Raw genomic sequence first — 20,045 nt, forward strand, 5'->3', positions numbered from 1 at the left:
TGATTTCATTGGACGGAGAAAAAGCGCCGCGCGCGGCGCGCACGCCCTCATCCCGCCCGCAGGGCCTCGATCAGCCCGGCCATGTCGGCAGGCAGGGGCGAGGAGAACTCCATCCTCTCCCCCGTCACCGGATGGTCGAACCCCAGGCTCGCCGCATGCAGCGCCTGCCGGGGGAAGGCATTGCCGAGGCGGGCCCCCTGCCCCAGCACCTTCTCCGACAGCCGCTTCTTCCCGCCATAGGTCGGGTCGCCCACCAGCCCGTGCCCGGCATAGGACAGGTGGACCCGGATCTGATGGGTGCGCCCGGTCTCCAGCCAGCAGTCGACCAGCGCCGCCTGCCCTGCGAAGCCCTCGACCACCCGCGCCCGGGTGACGGCGTGCCGGCCCTCATCCCAGACCACCGCCTGCCGCTGCCGGTCGGTCCTGTGCCGCGCGAGGTGGGTGGCGATCTTCAGGATGCCGCCCGCCTCGAAACTGATCCCCCGCAGCCCCCGCAGCCGCGGATCGGTGGCCGAGGGCAGGCCATGGACCACCGCCAGGTAGTGCCGGGTGACCGAGTGATCCTCGAACTGCCGCGCCAGCCCATGATGCGCCCGGTCGGACTTGGCCACGACCAGAAGGCCCGAGGTATCCTTGTCGATCCGGTGCACGATCCCCGGCCGCCTTTCGCCCCCGATCCCCGACAGCGTGTCGCCGCAGTGGTGGAGCAGCGCGTTGACCAGCGTCCCGGAAGGCGAGCCCGGCGCCGGGTGGACGACCATCCCGGCTGGCTTGTCGATGACGACGAGATCGGCATCCTCCCACACGACCGACAGCGGGATATCCTCGGCCAGGGTCTCGACGATCGCGGCCGGGGCAAGGTGCAGGTGGTAGACCTCGCCCTCGGCGACCCTTGCCTTGGGATCGGTGACCGCCACCCCGTCCCGGCTGACCGCGCCTTCGGCGATCAGCCGCATCAGCCGCGACCGCGACAGCGCGGCCTCCTCCGGCACGGCGGCGGCAAGCGCCTTGTCCAGACGGGCCGGGGCATCCGGGCCGATGGTGACGGCAAGGCCCGTCCCCGGACCGGCCGCAGGGCCCGTCCCCCGACCACTTGCGACCTCGTCGTCGTCCTCGTAAGGCTCTTCCATGTCCGATCCCGTCCCGCCTGTCATCGCCCCCGACCCCTCCGAAGCCCCGCTGCCAGCCAGCCTGCGGCTTTTGAAGTGGCTTGTCATCCTCTTGACCCTGACGATGATCGGCGGGGTGATAACCGTGGTCGGGCTGCTTGTCACCCGCATGCCCCAGGCTTTCAGCACCACCAGCCCCACCTTGCCCGAGGGTCTGACCCTGCCCGCGGGCACCGAACCCGCCGCCATCACCTTCGGCAGCGACTGGATCGCGGTCGTCACGACAGACGATCGCATCCTGATCTATGGCAGGAATGGCGCCCTTCGGCAGGAGCTTCGCCTCACGGCCCCAGCCGGGCCTTGACCGATCCGGCAACGTCGGGGCTACTGTCTGCGAACCGCCCACAACCCTTGGTGCGTCCCGGCGATGCGTTCCTTCCCCAGACTGTCAACTTCCGAAGGGGAGCGGTTGCGCGAAGAGCTGGCGCGGCAATACCGCATCATCCGGGGCGAGTTCCTGCCCCGGATCATCCTGGTCGCGGTGGCCTATGGGCTGTGCTCGCTGTTCATCCCACCCGTCGTTGCCGGGGCGCTGTTCCTTGTCGAGATCCTGGGCGAGTTCATCTCGCAACGCCTGCTGCGCGGGCTTGACCCGGTCCGATCTCCGCGCCGCTATCTCGGGTTCCTCCTGTCGCTTGTCCCGATGGAGGCCGCCATCATCTCGGCCGCAGGCCTGGTCTGGCTTCAGGACGACGCCTATGCCAAGGCGATTGCCGTCGGCATCGTGGTGGGCTCGCTGCTGCATCTGTCCTCGGTCAGGTCGATCCACCTGACCCTCGGCGTGATCGGGATGCTGACGGCCGCGGTCGTCGTGCTGATCTTCAACACCCACCATTGGCTGTCGCAGGACAACCTGGTCGGCCTTGCGGTCTCCACCGTCACCGTCATCGTCGTGACGGGCTATGCGATGACCGCCATGGTGTCGAACAACCGCCTGCACCGCGTGGCGATGGACGCGGCCGCAGCTGCCCGGGCGGCGAACGCGGCGCAGGGGCGGTTCCTGGCCCAGATCAGCCACGAGCTGCGCACCCCTCTGAATGCCGTCATCGGCCTGGGAGAGATCGAGGCGGCCACGGCGACCGGCCCCTCGCGCCAGAGGCTGCGGACGGTCGTGACCTCGGCCCGCGATCTGGCGGTGATGCTGGACGATGCGGTCGACTACTCCGCGCTGACCGAGGGGAGGGTGGCGATCACCCCGCGCCCGGTGGCGGTGCGTGCCGAACTGTCCGCCAATCTTCTGGTCTTCGACCTGCAAGCTCGCAACCAGGGCCGCGAGCTTCTGGTCACGGTCGAGCGTGACGTCCCGACCAATCTCTTGATCGACAGCCAGCGCGTCCGGCAATGCCTGGGCAACCTTGTCGGCAACGCCTTGAAACATTCGTCGCGCGGGCCGGTCTCGGTCACCGTGCGCTACGCCCGGTCGCGGCTGGTGATCGACGTGGCGGATCAGGGCAAGGGCATCCCTCCCGCCCTGCACGAGCAGGTGTTCGAGCCCTTCTATCGCGGTTCCAGCGAAACGCCGGGCGTGGGGCTTGGGCTGTCGATCAGCCGGGCCGTCGCGCGGCAGATGTCGGGCGATCTGGTGATCGTGCCGACCGCGCAGGGCGCGACCTTCCGCCTGACCGTGCTTGCGCCCGAGGCCGAGGCCGTGGGGCCACGGATGGGTGCCGCGGATCTGCGGGACCGCGTGGTGCTGGTTGTCGACGACATCGCCACCAACCGGCTGGTCGCCAGCCAGCTTCTGATGGCTTCGGGCGCGCGGGTGATCGAGGCGGCCAGCGGGCCCGAGGCTCTGGAACGCCTGGCGCAGGGCGGGGTCGACGTGGTGCTCTTGGACCTGATGATGCCGGGCATGGACGGGGCAGAGACGCTGCGCCACATCCGGGCAAGCCACGGCAACCGCATCCCGGTGATCGCGATGACGGCCGATGTGCTTGCGGTGCGCCGCGACGACGCCTTGCGGGCGGCGCTGGACGGGTTCCTGGCCAAGCCGATCCTGCCCGAAGCCCTGCGCGAGGTGTTGGGGCGGGTCCTGCCGGGAAGCTGAGCGGCGGCGCGCGAGCGGCATGGGGTGTCGGTTGCGGACATGACGCGACCGGCCCGGACGGCGCAGGCTGGCCCGGAACATCGAAGGGAACCACGGATGATTGGCGATCTTGGCGTGACGGATGCGACGGCCCTGGCCGACCTGGTGGCGCGGGGCGAGGTCACGCCGGACGAACTGCTCGACGCCGCGCTGGCGGCGGTCGAGGCGCGCAATCCGGCGCTGAACGCCGTGGTGCTGATCCAGGAAGGCGTGGCCCGCAAGGCGATTGCCGATGGCCTGCCGACGGGGCCGTTCCGGGGCGTGCCCTTCCTCATCAAGGATCTTGGCATCGAGGCGAAGGATTTCCCGTCGCACAATGGCTCGCGGCTGTTCGCCAATACCGTCTATCCGGGCGATTCCAGCATCTTCCAGCGGATCAAGGCCACGGGCGTGGTGACCTTCGGGCGCACGACCAGCCCCGAGGGCGGGATCGGCGCGGCGACCGAGGCGGCGGTCTATGGCGGGCCGACGCGCAACCCCTGGAACCTGGACCATACTCCGGGCGGGTCCTCGGGCGGGGCCGGGGCGGCGGTGGCGGCGGGGATCGTCGCAATGGCGCATGGCTCGGACGGGGGCGGATCGGTGCGGATCCCGGCCTCGTCCTGCGGGCTGTTCGGGTTCAAGCCGACGCGGGCACGCCTGCCGGACGGGCCCTATGCGGGCGAAGGCTGGGCGGGGATGGCGATCGACGGGTTCCTGACGCGGTCGGTGCGCGACACGGCGGTGATGCTGGACGCCTGCGCCGGGCCGGACCTCGGCGCGCCCTATGTCGCCCCGCCCCTGGCGCGGAGCCACGCCGACGCGATCTCGCGCCCGCCGCGCCGGTTGCGGGTGGCGCTGTGCGACACGACGCTGACGGGCGAGCCGATCCATCCCGAAGTGTCTGCCGCCGTGCGCGACGCTGGCAGGCTTCTGGAGGCGATGGGACACAGAGTCGAGCCTTCCCGCCCCAAGGCCGATGTCGCACGGATGATGCGCGCCTGGACCGACATCGTGGGGATCGGCACGGCCCTGACCATCCGCTCGAAACTCGGCGACCGACCGCCACGCCCCGACGAGGTCGAAGGCGTCGGGCGCGGCGCCTGGGCCCATGCGCAGACCCTGCACCCGACGCGCTATCTGGAGGCGGTAGGCGAAATCCACGCCTTCGGCCGCCAGATGGCCGCGTTCTTCGACCCCGAAGGCGGGACAGGCCCCGACATCCTCTTGTCCGCCACGCTGGCCGAGCCGCCGGCGAAGGTCGGGCGTTTTGCGCATGACACCGAGGATTATGTGGCCTATCGCACCGGCCCCGACGGCATCTTCGCCTATTCACCCTTCTGCGCGATCTTCAATGCCAGCGGCCAGCCTGCCGCCTCGTTGCCCCTTGGCTGGTCGGACGACGGCCTGCCCATCGGCATCCATCTCGCCGCCGCCTTCGGGCAGGACGAACTTCTCATCGGCCTTTGCGCAGAGATCGAGCGCGCCACCCCCTGGGCGGGGATCAGAGCGCCCATGGCCGGGGAATCCGCAACGAATCGCTTGTCGTGAAAGAAAGTTTCCGACCAGTATGATCAAATGAATCGGCAGCATGGGGGTGTCCGTGGCGGGTGAGGTGACCATCTCTGCCAGGAATGTCGTAAAGGCATTCGGGCAGGGCGCGGGCGCAGTCAGGGCGCTGGACGATGTGTCGGTCGACATCCGGCAAGGCGAATTCTTCACGCTTCTGGGGCCATCGGGCTGCGGCAAGACCACGCTGCTGCGTCTGATCGCCGGGTTCGAGATGCCGACCGAGGGCACGATCCTTCTGGACGGCACCGACATCTCGACCCTGCCGCCGAACCGGCGCCCGGTGAACACGGTGTTTCAAAGCTATGCGCTGTTCCCGCACCTGACCGTGGCGCAGAACGTCGCCTTCGGGCTTGAAATGCTGGGCAAACCCTCGTCCGAGATCAAGGCGCGGACGTCGGCCATGCTGGCGCTGGTGAAGCTGGAGGCGATGGCAGGGCGCAAGACCAGCCAGCTTTCGGGCGGCCAGCAGCAGCGCGTCGCGCTGGCCCGGGCGCTGGCGCCGCAGCCGAAGGTGCTGTTGCTGGACGAACCCCTGTCGGCGCTGGACCTGAAGCTGCGCAAGGAAATGCAGATCGAGCTGAAGCGGCTGCAACTGGAGACGGGCATCACCTTCATCTTCGTCACCCATGACCAGGAAGAGGCTCTGACCATGTCCGACCGCATCGCGGTGATGAGCGCGGGGAAGATCCAGCAGGTCGGCAGCGCCAAGGAAATCTATATCCATCCCCGGAACCGCTTTGTCGCCAGTTTCATCGGCGAGACGAACTTCCTGACCGGCACCGCCGAAGCTGGCGCCTTGCGGCTGGCGACCGGCAACCGGATCGAGGTTCCGGGTCTTGCCCCGGGCGGGACGGCCACTGTCTGCGTCCGGCCCGAGCAGTTGCGTCTTGGCCGACCCGAGGACGGCGGGATCACGGCCCGCGTCCGCTCTCTGGTCTATTTCGGCACCGACACGCATTGCCATCTTGCGCTGTCCGACGGGACCGAGATCGTCGCGCGGCTGCAAAGTCCGGCCTCGGGCGAGGCCGGGTTGACCGAGGGGCAGGAGGTCGGCGTGACCTTCGCCCAGGGCGCGGTCCAGCGGGTGGAGGACTGACGATGAGCCCGGCCGAGGAAGCCGTTCTTCAGCGATCGGACCGCAACGGCTGGCTTCTGGTGGCCCCGGCGCTGGTCGTGCTGGGACTGGCCGCGATCCTGCCGCTTCTGGTCATGCTGGTCTATTCCTTCCTCGCCCCCGGCGACTTCGGCAATGTGAAGTGGGAGTTCTCGACGGACGGCTGGGTCTCGATCCTGTTCCAGCGCGACATCTTCGACGGCACGCTCAGCCTGGCGGATGCGCATCTGACGATCTTCTGGCGTTCGCTCTGGCTGTCCACGGTGACGACGCTGCTGGCCTTCCTGATCGGCTTTCCCACCGCCTGGTTCATCGCCACCCGGCCCGCCCGGCAACGGCCGATCTGGCTGTTCCTGGTGACCCTGCCCTTCTGGACGAACCTGCTGATCCGCACCTTTGCAATCCTCGAGGTGATCCGCTCCGAAGGGTTGATCAACACGGCGCTGATCCGGATGGGGATCATCGAGACGCCGATCCAGATGCTTTACACCGACGGCGCGGTGCTTCTGGGGATGGCCTATGTCTACCTGCCGCTGATGGTGCTGCCGCTCTATGCCGCCATCGACCGGTTTGACATGCGGATGCTGGAGGCGGCTTACGACCTCTATGCCAGCCGCTGGATGGCCCTGCGCCGGATCGTGCTGCCGATCGTCAAGCCGGGGGTCGTGGCCGGGTCGATCCTGGTCTTCGTGCCCTCGCTGGGGGCCTATGTCACGCCGCGCGTGCTGGGCGGCGGCAAGAACATGATGATCGGCAACTTCATCGAGTTGCAGTTCGGTCAGGGCCGCAACTGGCCCCTGGGCGCGGCGCTGTCGATGACGCTTCTGATCATCGTGACCATCGCGCTTCTGTTCTACGTCCGGGCCGCCAACCGTCCGAGGTCCGATCATGGCTGACCGTTTCGCCATCAACCGCCTGCCGGGCTTTACCGCCATTGCGGTGCTTGCCTTCCTGGCGCTGTACATCCCGATCATCACGCTGGTGTTCTTTTCCTTCAACGCCGGCAAGACCGTGATGGGCTGGGACGGCTTTTCCCTGCAATGGTATGCGGTGGCCTGGGGCAACCTTGCCGTGCAGGAGGCCGCCTGGCGGTCGGTCGTCATCGCCTTCTGGGCCACGCTGATCTCCACCACCGTGGCGACGATGGCAGCCCTTGGCACCACCCGGCGCAGGCCCTTCAAGGGGCAGACCGCAGTCTATGTGGCGATCAACCAGCCCCTGATGGTGCCCGAGATCGTGACCGCCGTCGCCCTGCTGATCGTCTTCGCCTGGGTCAAGGTGCAGACGGGCTATCAGGGCCTCGGCTATCTGATCCTGGCCCATTCGGCCTTCTGCATTCCCTTCGCCTACCTGCCGATCCGCGCCCGGCTGGAGGGGATGGACCTGAGCCTGGAAACCGCTGCCGCCGATCTTTACGCCACCCCGTGGCAAACCTTCCGTCGGGTGACGCTGCCCCTGCTGGCGCCGGGGATCGTGGCCGGGGCGATGCTGGCCTTCATCACCTCGCTGGACGATGTCGTGATTACCGAGTTCGTGAAATCCGCCGGTCAGGATACCCTGCCGACCTACATGCTGGGTCAGTTGCGCCGCGGCGTGACGCCGGAAGTGAACGCGATCTCGACCGCGTTACTTGGCCTCACCGTGGTCATCCTGACCGCCTTCTTCCTGCTCACCCGCGAACGGCGCTGACAAAAGACGCCGCCGCCCATCAAGGAGACGACAATGAAACGGACACTGACTGCCCTGGCCCTGCTTTTCGCGGCGAACCCGGCGCTTGCGGAAGGCACATTGCAGTTGTTCAACTGGGGCGACTACACCAGCCCCGAGCTTCTGGCGAAGTTCGAGAAGGAGACCGGGATCAAGGTCACGGTCACCGATTACGACAGCAACGACACCGCGCTGGCCAAGGTCGAGGCCGGCGGGGCCGGGTTCGATCTGGTGGTGCCCTCGGCCAACTATGTCCCGATCTGGATCGAGAAGGGCCTGGTGCAGGAGCTGGACCTGTCCAAGCTGCCCCACCACGCCAACATCGCCCCGGAATGGATGAACGTGGACTACGATCCGGGCCGGAAATACTCGATTCCGTGGCAGTGGGGCACGACCGGCGTCGCGGTGAACAAGTCGGTCTATGCCGGCGACGTGAACACCAGCGCGATCTGGCTGGACCCGCCGGAAGAGCTGAAAGGCAAGATCAACGTCACGCCCGAGATGAACGACGTGGTGGCGCTGGCCACGATGTATGTCGGCGGCGAGCCCTGCACCGAGGACACCGAAGTCCTGAAGAAGGCACGCGATGCGCTTCTGGCCGCCAAGCCCTACTGGATGTCGATGGACTACGGCATGGAAGACAAGATGGCCACGAACGACGTCCCGGCCTCGGTCTACTGGAACGGCGCGATACTGCGCGCGCGGCTGAAGAACCCCGACATCGTCTATGGCTATCCGAAGGAAGGCTTCGTCGTCTGGATGGACCAGGTGATGCTTCTGAAGGACGCCAAGAACGTCGAGGAGGCCTACAAGTTCCTCGACTTCATCATGGTGCCGGAAAACGCCGCGATGATCAGCGCCTTTGCCCGCTATGCCAACGGGATCTCCGGGACCGAGCCCTTCATGCCCGATGACATGAAGGACGCGCCCGAACTGGTGATCCCGGCCGAGCTGAAGGATGCGGGGCATTTCATCCCGACCTGCAGCCCGAAGGCGCAGGAGTACATCACGGCGATCTGGACCGAGTTGCAGAAGTAGCGCCCCTTGGCTGACCTCCGGGGGTTTCACACCCCCGGACCCCCGTGGAGTATTTCCGAAAAGGCAAACCCATGCTGGAATGGTCTGCCTCCGACCTGTCCCGTGCGATCCATGCCCGCAAGGTGGCTCCGTCGGAGGTAATGGCGGTCTGGCTGGCGCAGGTGCAGGCGGCGAACGGGGCGGTGAATGCCATCGTGAGCCAGCGCGATCCCGATGACCTGCTGGTCGAGGCGCGGGGGCTGGACGATCGGGTGCCTTCGGGCTGGCTTCATGGAATTCCCTTTGCCGTCAAGGACCTTGTGGCAACGGCCGGGCTGCGGACGACCTGGGGCTCGCCGATCTGGAAGGATCATGTGCCTGCGCGCGACGATCTGGTGGCCGCGCGATTGCGGGCGGCGGGGGCGGTGATCGCGGCCAAGACCAACGTGCCGGAATGGGGCCAGGGGTCGCACAGCTTCAACCCGGTGTTCGGGGTCACGCGCAATCCTTACGACCTGTCGCGCAGCGCGGGCGGGTCTTCGGGCGGGGCGGCGGCGGCGCTGGCCGCGCGCATGGCCTGGGTGGCAGACGGGTCGGACATGATGGGCAGCTTGCGCAACCCGGCGGCCTTCTGCAACGTCTACGGCTTTCGCCCGACCTGGGGTCTCGTGCCGCATGATGCCGAGGGGGAGACCTATCTGTCCACGCTTTCGACCGAGGGGCCGATGGCCCGCACGGTCGAGGATCTGGCGCGGCTGCTTGCGGTGCTGGCGGGCGAGAACCCCGAGGTCCCGTTTCCGCGCGCGCTGCCCGATCTGCTGACGGGGCTGGAAGGCGGGATGCGGGGCTGCCGGATCGGCTGGCTGGGCGACTGGGGCGGGGCCTATCCGATGGAGCCGGGTATCCTCGATCTCTGCGAGAGCGCCCTGCGCCGGATGGAAGACATGGGCGCCATTGTCGAGCCGCTCGCCCCACCCTTCCCGACCGAGAAGCTGTGGCAGTCCTGGGTCACGCTGCGGGCGATGCTGAACGCGGGCGGCAAGCGGGCCCTGGCCGAAGACCCCGCCAAACGGGCGCTGACCAAGCCCGAGACGATCTGGGAAATCGAGCAGGGTCTGGGGCTGACGGCCCAGGCCGTCTACGAGGCCAGCGCCATCCGCAGCCGCTGGCATGCCCATGCGGCGCGCATGTTCCAGCGCTTCGACGCCGTGGTCCTGCCGTCGGCGCAGGTCTGGCCCTTCCCGGCCGACTGGCGCTGGCCGCAAGAGATCGCCGGGCGCAGGATGGACACCTACCACCGCTGGATGGAAGTCGTCGTGCCGGCCAGCCTGATCGGCCTGCCTGCGCTGTCGGTGCCGCTGGGCTTTGGCGCGCGGGGCCTGCCGATGGGGATGCAGATCATCGGCCGGTCGGGCGCGGATGCCCGCGTGCTGGCCATCGGACAGGCCTGGCACCGGGCGACCGAATGGCCCCAGCGCCGACCGCCCTCTCTGGCATCCGCGCCCGCGTCGCGGTAAGGCTTTGCCAAAAGGGAGGCGTTGATGATCCTGGGGCATATCGGGGCGCGCAAGGGGTCGAAGGGCGTGCCGGGGAAGAACTTCCGCATGCTCTGCGGCAAGCCGCTGATCGACTGGTCGCTGGACCAGCTTTTCGCCAACCCGCGCGTCGGGGCGGTTGTCGTCTCGACGGATGACGAAGCGATCTATGACCACGCCGTCAGGCGCGGTGCGCTGGAGATCGGCCTGCGCCCGGCCGAGCTTGCCACCGACAGCGCGCCGAAATGGAGGGTCTGGCAGCATGCTCTCGCGGCCAGCGAGGCGCTGACCGGGCCGGTATCGGCCTTCCTCGACCTCGACTGCACCTCGCCGCTGCGCCTGCCCGAGGACATCGACGGCGCCCTGTCACTTTACGAAATCGAACATCCAGACATGGTGATGAGCGTCTGCGAAGCGCGAAAGAATCCATATTTCAACCTTGTGGAACTTCGCCCAGATGGCGGACTTAAAGTATCGAAGGAACTGCCGGGTGGCGTCTGGTCGCGGCAATCCGCGCCGAAGGTCTGGGAGCATGCGGCAAGCACTTATGTGGTCAACCCAGATTACCTGCGGCGCGCGACCAGCATCTACGAGGGTCGCGTCATCCCCTATGAAATTCCGCCGGAACGCTGCGTGGACATCGACACTTCGTTCGATTTCCGCCTTGTGGAATGGCTGCTGAGCGAAAGGCTGAAAGAGGGATCGCATGACTGACCTTGCATCGCGCACCATCTTCATCACCGGGTCCGGCGGGGTTCTGGGTTCGACTTATGTGCGGCAGATGCTGTCGGCAGGGGCACGGGTCATCGCCTCGGACCTGCCAGGAACGCGGGCAGAGGCTTTGCAGAACGCCCATGCCGGGAACGAGCGGTTCCGATTCTACGAACTCGACGTCAGCGATGAAGCTCAGGTGTCCGAAATCTTCCGACGAATCCTGGCTGACGGCTGGCAACCGAACGTGGTCGTGAACAATGCCGCCATCACGGGCGAGCTATTGATGGGGGCCGGCAAGCCGTTTCCCGATTTCGCCGACATCAGCGTGACCGACTGGGAGCGGACGATGCGCACCAATCTGACCGCCCCCTTCATGATCGCGCGGCAGATGGACCGCGACATCGTGGGCAGATGGCCCTGCACATTGATCAATGTCGCCTCGATGTACGCCCTGAACGGCGCGCATCACCGGATCTACGACGGCATGCCGTTCAAGAACTTCGCCGCCTATGGTGTGTCCAAGGCCGGAATCCACGGGCTTACGGTCTGGCTTGCAGGCTATTGGGCCCACCGCGGAGCGACGGTGAACACCATCGCTCCGGGGGCCGTCTTCAACAACCATTCCGAAGAGTTCCAGCGCCGCGTCGGCGAGTTGATCATGCTGAACCGCATGGCCAGCCCCGACGAGATCGCCGGTGTCATGCTGTTCCTGTGCAGCCCGCAGGCAGGCTACATGACCGGGCAGATGGTCAATGTCGATGGAGGGTTCTCGGCGTGGTGATCCCGACCGGAACCATCCTTGTCATCGGGGCGGGATCAATCGGGCGGCGCCATGCCGAGAACCTTGTCGCGCTGGGAGCCAGGGCAGAGCTGATCCCATGGCGGAGTTTCCAGCGCGATACAGTGGCCACTCGGCGCGATGTGGCGGGCATGATCATCGCCACGGAGACCCCGATCAGGCTTGACCTGATCCGGCTATGTGCCGACCGGGGCTGGCCGTTCTACACCGAGAAACCTTTGGCCTGGAGGGCAGCGCAGGTCGCCGAGATCCACACCGCAGCCGAGCCGGTTGCCCGCCGGTCGATGATCGGCTTCATGATGCGCTACCATCCGGTCGTCAGGGCGCTGGCGGCCATGGACCTGTCCCGGACGTTCCGTTTTAATGCCGAGATCGGTCATGACGTCCGGAAGTGGCGCCAGAACTGGCGCTTTGCCGAGAGTTATGCCGCGCGAGCCGAAGGCGGCGGCGTGTTGCTGGACCTGTGTCACGAGATCGACCTGATGCTGGCCCTGTTTCCGGGGATGCGTCTGCACGATGTCCGAAGTCTTGGGCATGCCGGATTTCCGGGTGTCGATTTCGCAACGAGCCTGCACCTGAGCGCCCCTGCCGGCGCTGCGGGATCGGTGGCGATGGACTACATCTCTCCTGTCTTTGTGCGGCGACTGGTACTGTCGACCGCCTCTGGCAGGATAGAGACGGATTTCCAGGCCGCGCGCTTGGACGTGCTGACGGCTTCTGGTCAAGAGCACCGCGTTTTTCCCTTTGAACGCAACGCAATGTTCCTGGCGGCCATGCAGGATTTCCTGGCACTCGCAGCCGGAGAGGACTTGCCAGAAGATCATTTGCGCCCGCGATTTGATCGGATGCGCGCGACGAACGAGCTGATCGCGGCGGCCTGGGAAGCCCGGGTGTTCACCGGCCAGATCGAGATGGAACTGTAACCATCACGAATGGCCTGTGAAGCGCATCGGAGGGGGCAGTGCGATCAACTCGTTCCGCGCGCCCTGAAGTCAGAATTGGAAAGCAGCGGCTCCAGCGCGGCCAGCGTCCTTCGGGTTGCCCCGGCATGGGCGGCCATGAAGGTCCGGATCGTTTCGGGGTCTGGATCGGGCCAGGTCAGCACATCCTGCACCAGTCGCTCTGCGGTCGTCTGACGGCAGACCCCGGCCGCAATCGCCTCGGCTGCCGGATATTCGATGGTCTGGATGTTCGGCCCGACGATCACGGGACGCTGCAGCGCCAGAGGTTCGATGATGTTGTGCGAGCCCTTGGGCTGAAAGCCGCCGCCGACCACCACGCGGTCGGCCATTGCCAGGTAAAAATACATCTCGCCCAGCGAATCCCCCAGAAGCACGTCGATCGGCGACCGGGACTGCTGCACGAACTTGCGGCTGAAGCGGGTGCTGCGGCGGTCGAAGAGGACGCCCTTGTCAGCCAGCATCCGCGCCACCGCGTCAAAGCGTTCCGGCGCGCGCGGGATCAGGATCACCAGCGGCGGGGTGCGGACCGACAGGATCTCGCGCGCGGCGGCGATGAACAGCCCTTCCTCGGCCTCGGTCACCGAGGCGAAGGCGATGACCCGGCGCGGGCCAAGACCGGGGCGCAGGGCCTTTGCGGCGGCCAGTTGCGCAGCGGGGATCGGCTGGTCGAAACGAAGTTCGCCCGTCACCGCGATGTTCTGCACCCCCACCGATGCAAACCGCTGCGCCTGCAGCTCTGACTTGACGAAGGCCCCGGCAAAGCCGCGCATCAGGGCGGGGCGCAAGCCGAACCGGGCGTCCCGCGCCATGGAATCGCTGGGGTATTGCGCGTTGCACATGAACAGCGGCACGCCCGCGTCCTTGGCAGCAAAGATCATCCGGGGCCAGATCTCGATCTCCATCACCAGGCCCAGCTTCGGACGAAAGGTCTTGAAGAACCCTGCGTAAGCCCATGATGTCTCGAACGGAACCCAGACAGCGGCCAGACGGCCCTGCGCGATTTCGGTGGCAAAGACCCGTTCGGCCTCGCGTCGGCCGGCAGGGGTGAAATGGGTGGTGACAACCCGTTCCCCCCGATCCAGCAGCGCCCGGACCAGCGGCACGGCGGATCGCATCTCGCCCAGACTGACCGCATGGACCCAGACCGCACCCGGCAAGCCGGACGGATGGCGGCCAAAGCGTTCGGACAGGTGCCGGACGTACAGCGGGTCCTTGCGGCCACGCCTCCAGAGGTAGACCAGCACTGCGGGCAGTCCCAGATGCCACATCAGCGACCACAGCCTCAGAAAGGCCCACAGCTTCATGAAAGGCCCCCCAGCGCCAGAAGATCGCGCGCCAGGGGCACCAGCTCACCCCGCGCGGCGGTGGACAGCGCCCGCCCGCGTGCGGCCATGGGCGAATGGTCGGCGACAAGGGCGGGTCCCAGGGTTTCCGCATCGACCTGCAACGCGGCGTCTGCGGCGTGCAGCCGGGCATAGTCGGTGGAAAAGTTGCCGATGCGCGGCCCGTGCAGGATCGCCGAGCCGAGTGCGGCGGGCTCCCACGGGTTATGCCCCTCGGTCGCGCCGAAACTGCCGCCGACCAGCGTGATGGGGCTTAGCCGATACCAAAGCCCCATCTCGCCCAGCGTGTCGACGATCCAGACATCCGCCTCCGGTCCCTGCCCCGCCCCGCGCCGGGAGGCGCGCAGGCCCAGTGCCGCGACCTGCGCCGCGATCTCCGCCCCCCGCGACGGCTCCCGCGGGGCGATCAGCAACAGCGGGCGGCGATGCAAGCGGCGCAAGGCCGCAAGCGTCACCGCCTCATCCTCGGGATGGGACGAGGCAAGCAGCACCACCGGGCGATCGGCCAGCACAGAGCCGAGCCGTTCCAGCTGCCCCCGATCGGCTGTCAGAGGCGGGGCCGCAGCCTTCAGCGAGCCCGTGATGCGGACGTCACGCGCCCCCAGTTGCGCAAGGTGACGGGCCGTGCCCTGGTCCTGCGCGGCGATCAGCGCGAAACGGGCCAGGAGGTCGCCGAACAACCCGGCCCCGCGTCTGCGGCGCGTGAAAGCCGCGTAATTCATCCGGGCGTTGACCAGAGCCAGCGGGATGCCGCGCCGCGCCGTCGCCACCACCGCGCCGGGCCAGAGATCCTGTTCCGCCCAGACCGATAGCGCCGGGCGCCAATGGTCCAGAAACCGCGCCAGAAAGGGCGGCGCATCCAGCGGCAGGAACTGGTGGCGGGTGCGGGGCGGCAGGTTCGCGCCGAAGACCTCGGCCGATCCGCGCGTGCCGGAGGTCACCAGAAACTCCAGCCCCGGCGCCTGATCCGCCATCGCCGCGATGAGCCCGCGCAGGGCCAGCGTCTCGCCCAGACCCACGGCATGAAGCCAGACCAGCGGGCCATCGGGGCGCGGCAGGCCGGGTTCGCCCAGCTTTTCCCGCCAGCGGTCGGGCAGTTCCTTGCCGCGCGCCAGGCGGCGGCGCAGGGCGGGGCGCGCCACCAGCGGGATGGCCCGGCTGGCTGCCAGATAGGCCCGCAGCGCCGCTCCGGTCGGGGCAGTCGGCGTCCTAGTCACGGAAGGCCTTCTGCAGGCCTTGCTGCCAGAAGACCGGGCGGGACAGGACCTCGACGAACCGTTCCGCAGCCGAACCCTTGCCAAAGCCGTCATGCTGTTCGGCCCTGCGACCCCAGTGGTGGTGCAGGAAGTCAAGGATCACCGCGCGGTCGCTGGCCTTGCAGGCGATGACCGAGGGTGCCTCGGCCCGGTTGGTCTGGCGCGTGCCGACATCCAGCGACGGCACCCCCAGGAACGGCGCCTCGCGCACGCCGGCGCTGGAATTGCCCACCATGCAGGCCGCGTTCTTCATCAGTTCCGAGAAATGCGCGAACCGCATCGAGGGCAGCACCCGGAAACGGTCCTTCGGCAGGCGGTCGAGCACGGCGAAGATAGCCTCGGAGCCCGGATCGTTGTTCGGGGCGATCACCACGAAGTTGCGCCCCGAGGCCTCCAGCGCCGCGAACAGGTCCGCCGCCTGGGCACCGATGCTGTCCTGCTCCGAGGTGACGGGGTGAAAGACCGCGATGCCGTAGTCGGCGAAGGGGATGGCATAGCGCGCCCGCACCTCGTCCAGCGTCACGCCCGAGGGGCGTGCGTGGAAGTCCAGCTCGGGCGAGCCGATGACATGGATCGCCTCGGCGGGTTCCCCCAGCGCCGCCACGCGCCGCGCCGCCGCCTCGGAGGAGACGAAATGGCTGGTGCAGAGCTTGGAGTTGCAGTGGCGGAACACCTCGTCGATGGTGCCCGAGACTTCGCCCCCCTCGACATGGGCCGAGCGGATGTAGTTCGTCGCCGCGACCAGAGAGGCCGCCAGCGCCTCGATCCGGTCGCCGTGGATCACGATCAGGTCGGGGCGGTTTTCGGTGACATAGTCTGAAAAGCCCATGACCGTCTTGGCCAGGATCACATCCTGCGGATCGCCGGGGCGCTGGTTGAGGAATTCATGCACCCCCACCCCGGAGAGCCGCCGCACTTCGTTCACCGTCAGGCCGTAGCGATCAAGCAGGTGCATCCCGGTGACGAAGAAGGTGACCCGGTGCCCGGCATCGCGGGCGGCGATGGCCAAGGGTTCCAGCTTGCCGAAATCGGCGCGGGTCCCGGTGAGGAAGAGAAGGTGGCGGGACGGACTATCCATTTTCGGTTTGCCGTCCATAAACAGCGTCCAACGCGGTCACAGTCGCCGGGTCGACTTTCATGTTACCGTCGGCGAACCTTGTCCGGTCGTACTTCCATCCGGTCGAGATATTCCGACAGTGAAGGAAGGTGAATTGCCGACGTCCAGAAAAGAGGCGCCGGTTGATGTGTTCAAGGCTGTGCACCGACAGGCACATCCGGCCAAGCAGCGATGAGGGGCGGAAGCAGTATTTCGTTGCGCAGGGCTTGTCCGAACTGTCGCGGAATATGTGATCGCGGTGCAGGGGGTCCACGACAGAGGCATCCGGATAGCGCCACTCACCGGGGAAGGTCAGGAATCCCCAACGCTTCACCTGATCGAACACGCTCTTTCGCCCGAGTCGCAACAGCAGTTCATCGACGTCGAGGTTCAGGACTCCGTCGGCGAGCAGAAGGAACCGGTCACGCATGAGGTTCAGGAGTGCCGTCTGGAGGTATTTGCCGTCATCCACCCCTGGGGCAGCCCCCCTTGGACCCCAGGGCAGCGGCACGGAGACAACGTGGCTAACCACATATCCCGGCACTTCGGCAATGGCTTCCCGCAGATCGCTGGAACTATAGCTTGTGCTGCCGTTGTCGGCTATCAGCACCGCGTCCGCCCCTTGAACGGCTTGATGAAATGTCAGCCAGTCCCGTATCCATTCCAGCTTTTCGTTTCGGAGCAAAGTGTAGACCACGCGCCGACCCTTGAAGGCCTCATGCGCTGCCGGGTTGATCCGGGCTTCAAATGTTCCGATCGACTCGGTTTCGATCTCGATCCGCTCTGGCGGTGGATTGCGATGTCTGAAGTCGACAACCTCGAACCGGCGAAAGACTTTATGCCGGGTCGGGCGAGTCTCTTGCCCGTCAATGAAGAACCGGCTGCGCAAAAGGATGCCCTGAAGATTGAGCAGACGCGGCAGATACAGACGAACCAGGTCCGAGTTCGGCAGGTAGATCGCGTCGTAGACAAGGGTCCGACGGTCATACTCTTGCCAGTTGGCGGGATCTGCACCCAGACCACGCTGGGCGCGCACGGGCAGGTCACGCTCGACCAAGCTTACCGAGGGCAGCACGATGCTGGAAAGCGAAGCTTCCTGGTTCATAACAACTGCCTCGGCCCTGGCTTCCGCCAGAGACGCCCCAGTGTCATGCCAGGCGGGGTCGGGTCGCTCTGCGGTTGCAGGCTGAGCATCCGCGATAGGCTGCGGACCAGACGGCGCTTGAGCTTGGGCCCACGTGGTGCCACTCCCACCCGGAAGGAACAGACCGCTTCAAAATAGGTCGAGAGCAGAAGCCAGGGCTCTACTTCGCGTCTCATCTCCGGACGAATGTCGAAAACGGCCATTCGGCCCACCATACGCGTCGGTTTCACGAGCCGTTCAATCACATGATACTCGCTCCGCTTGCTGTAATCGTCAAACAGGAGAGTTATCGGCCGCTCTGCGCAGAGATAGGCCGTCATGAAACAGGCGGCGCGAAATCGTCCGTCCACCAGCACGACGTCGGGATGCACGAAGTCGGGACTTGCCCAGATGGCCTGGGCATAGCCGATAAAGTCGTTCAGATGCCGGTGGTCAAGCGCGCGCGCCCAGGCCCCGACCGGCCCGATATCCGCATAGACAACCGTCGGTGGCGAGGGGAGGTCATGCGCGTTTGCAATCTCGCGCATGCGGTGCGCCCAAGCGGGGTCACTTTCGACGGAAACGATGCGCTTGCCTGCGGAAGAGGCTGCCAGGAAGGTCGAGCCGCCGGAGCCGTACTCAAGGATGACGGCGGCTTCCGCATAGGTGCGTCTTACGAAGGCCGCAACCTCTTTCGGGAAGGTCAGGACGGGAAGCGGAAGATCCGTCACGATGCCCGCCCGTCCTTCGCGCGAAGCGCCCCGTTGCGCCACAGCCACAAGGCGCGCCGGAAATAGTTCGCGGCCTTTTGTCCGTAGTACGGCAGACGCCTGGTCCAATGCGGCTTTCTCACCAGCGCAAAGCCAGTGCCTGTGATGGTGCTGGTCCCACCGTCATCGGGGTGGCTCGCCCAGGGTTCCAGCCCGAGCTGGCGGTAATCATGCAGGAAGAACCGGTTCAACTCGTGATCCAGCGCCCGGGTCTGCGGCCAGAGGCGCGGGGCCAGACGGGCGGCGAGCTCGCGGTGGATCAGATAGCAGGCGTTCCCGGTGAAGGGGCCGACATAGGCGTTCAGGCGATAGGGGCCGAGACGGGCCTGCGTCACCGGCCATTTGGCGCGGATGCAGTTGAACCGCACCAGATCCCACAGATCGGCATGGGCCAGCGCCGTATCCAGCGCCTGAAGGAAGTCGTCGTGAAACACCACGTCATCCTCCAGGATCAGCGCCGCCCGGTGCGGCGAGGCCAGAAGCTCCTCCCAGACCGCCAGATGGCTGGCATAGACCCCGAGCTTTCCCGGCAAGAGCGGCGCCCCCATGTTGCGCGCATAGGCCTGCGCATCGGCGCGCTGCATCAACCGCCCCTCCTCGGCCCGGCCGTCGATCGCCGGGAACAGCCGCGCCTCCAGCCCCAGTGCCTTCAGCTGCGCCTCCATCCGGGCGCGGCGGTCCACGTCACGGGGCAGGTTGATGAGCCAGATGCCGATGTCGGCGCGGGCGAGGCTCACCCCAGATCCCCCCACTTCAGCTGCGTGTTCCGCGTCACCGCGCGCTTCAGCCGTTTGCCCACCACCTTGTCGAAATCATAGGCCGCGATCTCGCCCGACCCCGGTCGCCGCGCCCAGATGTCCATCTCGCCGATCACATGGCCTTCGGGCAGGTCGCGGTCGGCGACCACGGACCCACGGGCAAAGCGATAGACGTCCTCCTCTGGCGCGGACCGCTGTTTGGGGTTGTTCGCTGCGATCCAGATCTCCTTCGACCGGTCGATCAGGAACCGCAGCTCCGCCGGGTCCATCGAGTTGATGATGTCGGGCCCCTTGCGATAGCGCGTGTCGGTGTAGTGCCGTTCCAGGATGCAGGCCCCCAGCGCCACCGAGGCCAAGGCCATTTCCGGGCCGATGGAGTGGTCCGAGAACCCCACCACCGCCTTCGGGAACGCCTCGCGCAGTTCCGTCACCCCGCGCAAGCTGACGATCTCGGCCGGGCTGGGGTAGAGGTTGGTGCATTCCAGCAGCGCATAGTCGATCCCGGCCTGATCGAGGATCTCCACGCTGGCGCGAATCGTCTCGATGGTCTGCATCCCCGTGGACAGGATCACGGGCTTGCCCTTCCGCGCGATGTGGCGGATCAGGGGCAGGTTGTCCGCCTCGCCCGAGCCGATCTTGTAGGCCGGCACGTCCAGCGTTTCCAGGAAATCCGCCGCCGCCCGGCTGAAAGGGGTGGAGATCCAGATCATCCCCAGGCTTTCGGTATAGCGCTTCAGCTCGGCCTCTTCGTCCCGGCTGAGGGCGCAGCGCTCCATCACATGCCAGATCGAGACATCGGCGTTCGGCGGGAAGATCGACTTCGCCTCTTCGGTCATCTCGTCTTCGATGATGTGGGTCTGATGCTTGATCATCTCGCAGCCCGCACCGGCGGCCAGGCGCACCATCTCTTTCGCCACGGCAAGGTCGCCGCCGTGGTTGATGCCGATCTCGGCGATGACAAGCGGGGGGTGGCCGGGGCCGATCTCGCGGTGGGCGATCTTCATGGGGGTCTCCATCGTTGCCGCCCGTGGTGCGTCAGCCCGCC

At 66.8% G+C, this 20,045-nt stretch carries 19 protein-coding genes; 11 read left to right on the top strand and 8 right to left on the bottom strand.

Features of this window, described 5'->3' with window-relative positions:
- Nucleotides 1-47: 47 nt before the first annotated feature.
- Entirely contained in the window at nucleotides 48-1,130 is a 1,083-nt protein-coding gene (locus D5084_RS02950; protein ID WP_128514026.1) for an RluA family pseudouridine synthase, read from the bottom strand.
- Here D5084_RS02950 and D5084_RS02955 point away from each other — a divergent pair.
- From D5084_RS02955 to D5084_RS03005, 11 genes are all read left to right on the top strand, one after another.
- Nucleotides 1,129-1,473 (top strand): DUF6476 family protein, encoded by a 345-nt coding sequence (locus D5084_RS02955; RefSeq protein ID WP_128514027.1) that lies wholly within the window; start codon nucleotides 1,129-1,131, stop codon nucleotides 1,471-1,473. The genes D5084_RS02950 and D5084_RS02955 overlap by 2 nt on opposite strands.
- Nucleotides 1,474-1,578: 105 nt before the next feature.
- Nucleotides 1,579-3,216: an ATP-binding protein gene (locus D5084_RS02960; protein ID WP_162302364.1), complete on the top strand. Its 1,638-nt coding sequence runs from the start codon at nucleotides 1,579-1,581 to the stop codon at nucleotides 3,214-3,216.
- A 96-nt stretch (nucleotides 3,217-3,312) separates the two neighbouring features.
- On the top strand, nucleotides 3,313-4,785 hold the full coding sequence (locus D5084_RS02965) for an amidase (RefSeq protein WP_128514029.1): 1,473 nt from the start codon (nucleotides 3,313-3,315) through the stop codon (nucleotides 4,783-4,785).
- Between the two features lie 40 nt (nucleotides 4,786-4,825).
- Entirely contained in the window at nucleotides 4,826-5,902 is a 1,077-nt protein-coding gene (locus tag D5084_RS02970) for an ABC transporter ATP-binding protein (RefSeq protein WP_128514030.1), read from the top strand.
- 2 nt (nucleotides 5,903-5,904) lie between these two features.
- On the top strand, nucleotides 5,905-6,816 hold the full coding sequence (locus D5084_RS02975) for an ABC transporter permease (RefSeq protein WP_128514031.1): 912 nt from the start codon (nucleotides 5,905-5,907) through the stop codon (nucleotides 6,814-6,816).
- A complete protein-coding gene (locus D5084_RS02980) occupies nucleotides 6,809-7,609 on the top strand; it encodes an ABC transporter permease (protein WP_128514032.1) in 801 nt (266 codons plus the stop codon). The genes D5084_RS02975 and D5084_RS02980 overlap by 8 nt, the downstream gene beginning before the upstream one ends.
- Before the next feature lie 33 nt (nucleotides 7,610-7,642).
- Nucleotides 7,643-8,665: an ABC transporter substrate-binding protein gene (locus D5084_RS02985; RefSeq protein WP_128514033.1), complete on the top strand. Its 1,023-nt coding sequence runs from the start codon at nucleotides 7,643-7,645 to the stop codon at nucleotides 8,663-8,665.
- A 71-nt stretch (nucleotides 8,666-8,736) separates the two neighbouring features.
- Nucleotides 8,737-10,161, top strand: a complete 1,425-nt coding sequence (locus tag D5084_RS02990) for an amidase (protein WP_128514034.1) — start codon at nucleotides 8,737-8,739, stop codon at nucleotides 10,159-10,161.
- A 24-nt stretch (nucleotides 10,162-10,185) separates the two neighbouring features.
- Entirely contained in the window at nucleotides 10,186-10,893 is a 708-nt protein-coding gene (locus D5084_RS02995; RefSeq protein WP_128514035.1) for an acylneuraminate cytidylyltransferase family protein, read from the top strand.
- Complete coding sequence (locus D5084_RS03000) at nucleotides 10,886-11,674, top strand: SDR family NAD(P)-dependent oxidoreductase (protein WP_128514036.1); 789 nt, start codon at nucleotides 10,886-10,888, stop codon at nucleotides 11,672-11,674. Before D5084_RS02995 ends, D5084_RS03000 begins: the two co-directional genes overlap by 8 nt.
- On the top strand, nucleotides 11,668-12,615 hold the full coding sequence (locus D5084_RS03005) for a Gfo/Idh/MocA family protein (RefSeq protein ID WP_155523090.1): 948 nt from the start codon (nucleotides 11,668-11,670) through the stop codon (nucleotides 12,613-12,615). The genes D5084_RS03000 and D5084_RS03005 overlap by 7 nt, the downstream gene beginning before the upstream one ends.
- Nucleotides 12,616-12,659: 44 nt before the next feature.
- Here D5084_RS03005 and D5084_RS03010 read toward each other — a convergent pair whose 3' ends face one another.
- Genes D5084_RS03010 through D5084_RS03040 form a run of 7 tightly spaced genes read right to left on the bottom strand, consistent with a single transcriptional unit; the run spans nucleotide 12,660 to nucleotide 20,004 of the window.
- The gene (locus D5084_RS03010; protein ID WP_128514038.1) at nucleotides 12,660-13,958 is read right to left on the bottom strand and encodes a 3-deoxy-D-manno-octulosonic acid transferase; all 1,299 of its coding nucleotides are present in this window, start codon (nucleotides 13,956-13,958) and stop codon (nucleotides 12,660-12,662) included.
- Nucleotides 13,955-15,214, bottom strand: a complete 1,260-nt coding sequence (locus D5084_RS18830) for a 3-deoxy-D-manno-octulosonic acid transferase (protein WP_274378860.1) — start codon at nucleotides 15,212-15,214, stop codon at nucleotides 13,955-13,957. Before D5084_RS18830 ends, D5084_RS03010 begins: the two co-directional genes overlap by 4 nt.
- Entirely contained in the window at nucleotides 15,207-16,331 is a 1,125-nt protein-coding gene (gene neuC / locus D5084_RS03020; protein WP_128514040.1) for a UDP-N-acetylglucosamine 2-epimerase, read from the bottom strand. The genes D5084_RS18830 and neuC overlap by 8 nt, the downstream gene beginning before the upstream one ends.
- The gene (locus D5084_RS03025) at nucleotides 16,324-17,454 is read right to left on the bottom strand and encodes a hypothetical protein (RefSeq protein ID WP_128514041.1); all 1,131 of its coding nucleotides are present in this window, start codon (nucleotides 17,452-17,454) and stop codon (nucleotides 16,324-16,326) included. The genes neuC and D5084_RS03025 overlap by 8 nt, the downstream gene beginning before the upstream one ends.
- Nucleotides 17,451-18,203, bottom strand: coding sequence for a hypothetical protein (locus tag D5084_RS03030; RefSeq protein WP_128514042.1), 753 nt, complete (start codon nucleotides 18,201-18,203; stop codon nucleotides 17,451-17,453). The genes D5084_RS03025 and D5084_RS03030 overlap by 4 nt, the downstream gene beginning before the upstream one ends.
- Nucleotides 18,200-18,979, bottom strand: a complete 780-nt coding sequence (locus D5084_RS03035) for a glycosyltransferase family 25 protein (RefSeq protein WP_128514043.1) — start codon at nucleotides 18,977-18,979, stop codon at nucleotides 18,200-18,202. Before D5084_RS03035 ends, D5084_RS03030 begins: the two co-directional genes overlap by 4 nt.
- Nucleotides 18,976-20,004, bottom strand: a complete 1,029-nt coding sequence (locus D5084_RS03040) for an N-acetylneuraminate synthase family protein (RefSeq protein WP_128514044.1) — start codon at nucleotides 20,002-20,004, stop codon at nucleotides 18,976-18,978. The genes D5084_RS03035 and D5084_RS03040 overlap by 4 nt, the downstream gene beginning before the upstream one ends.
- Between the last annotated feature and the right edge of the window lie 41 nt (nucleotides 20,005-20,045).

Origin of the sequence: Tabrizicola thermarum, assembly GCF_003574395.1 — a bacterium.
Lineage (GTDB): Bacteria > Pseudomonadota > Alphaproteobacteria > Rhodobacterales > Rhodobacteraceae > Tabrizicola > Tabrizicola thermarum.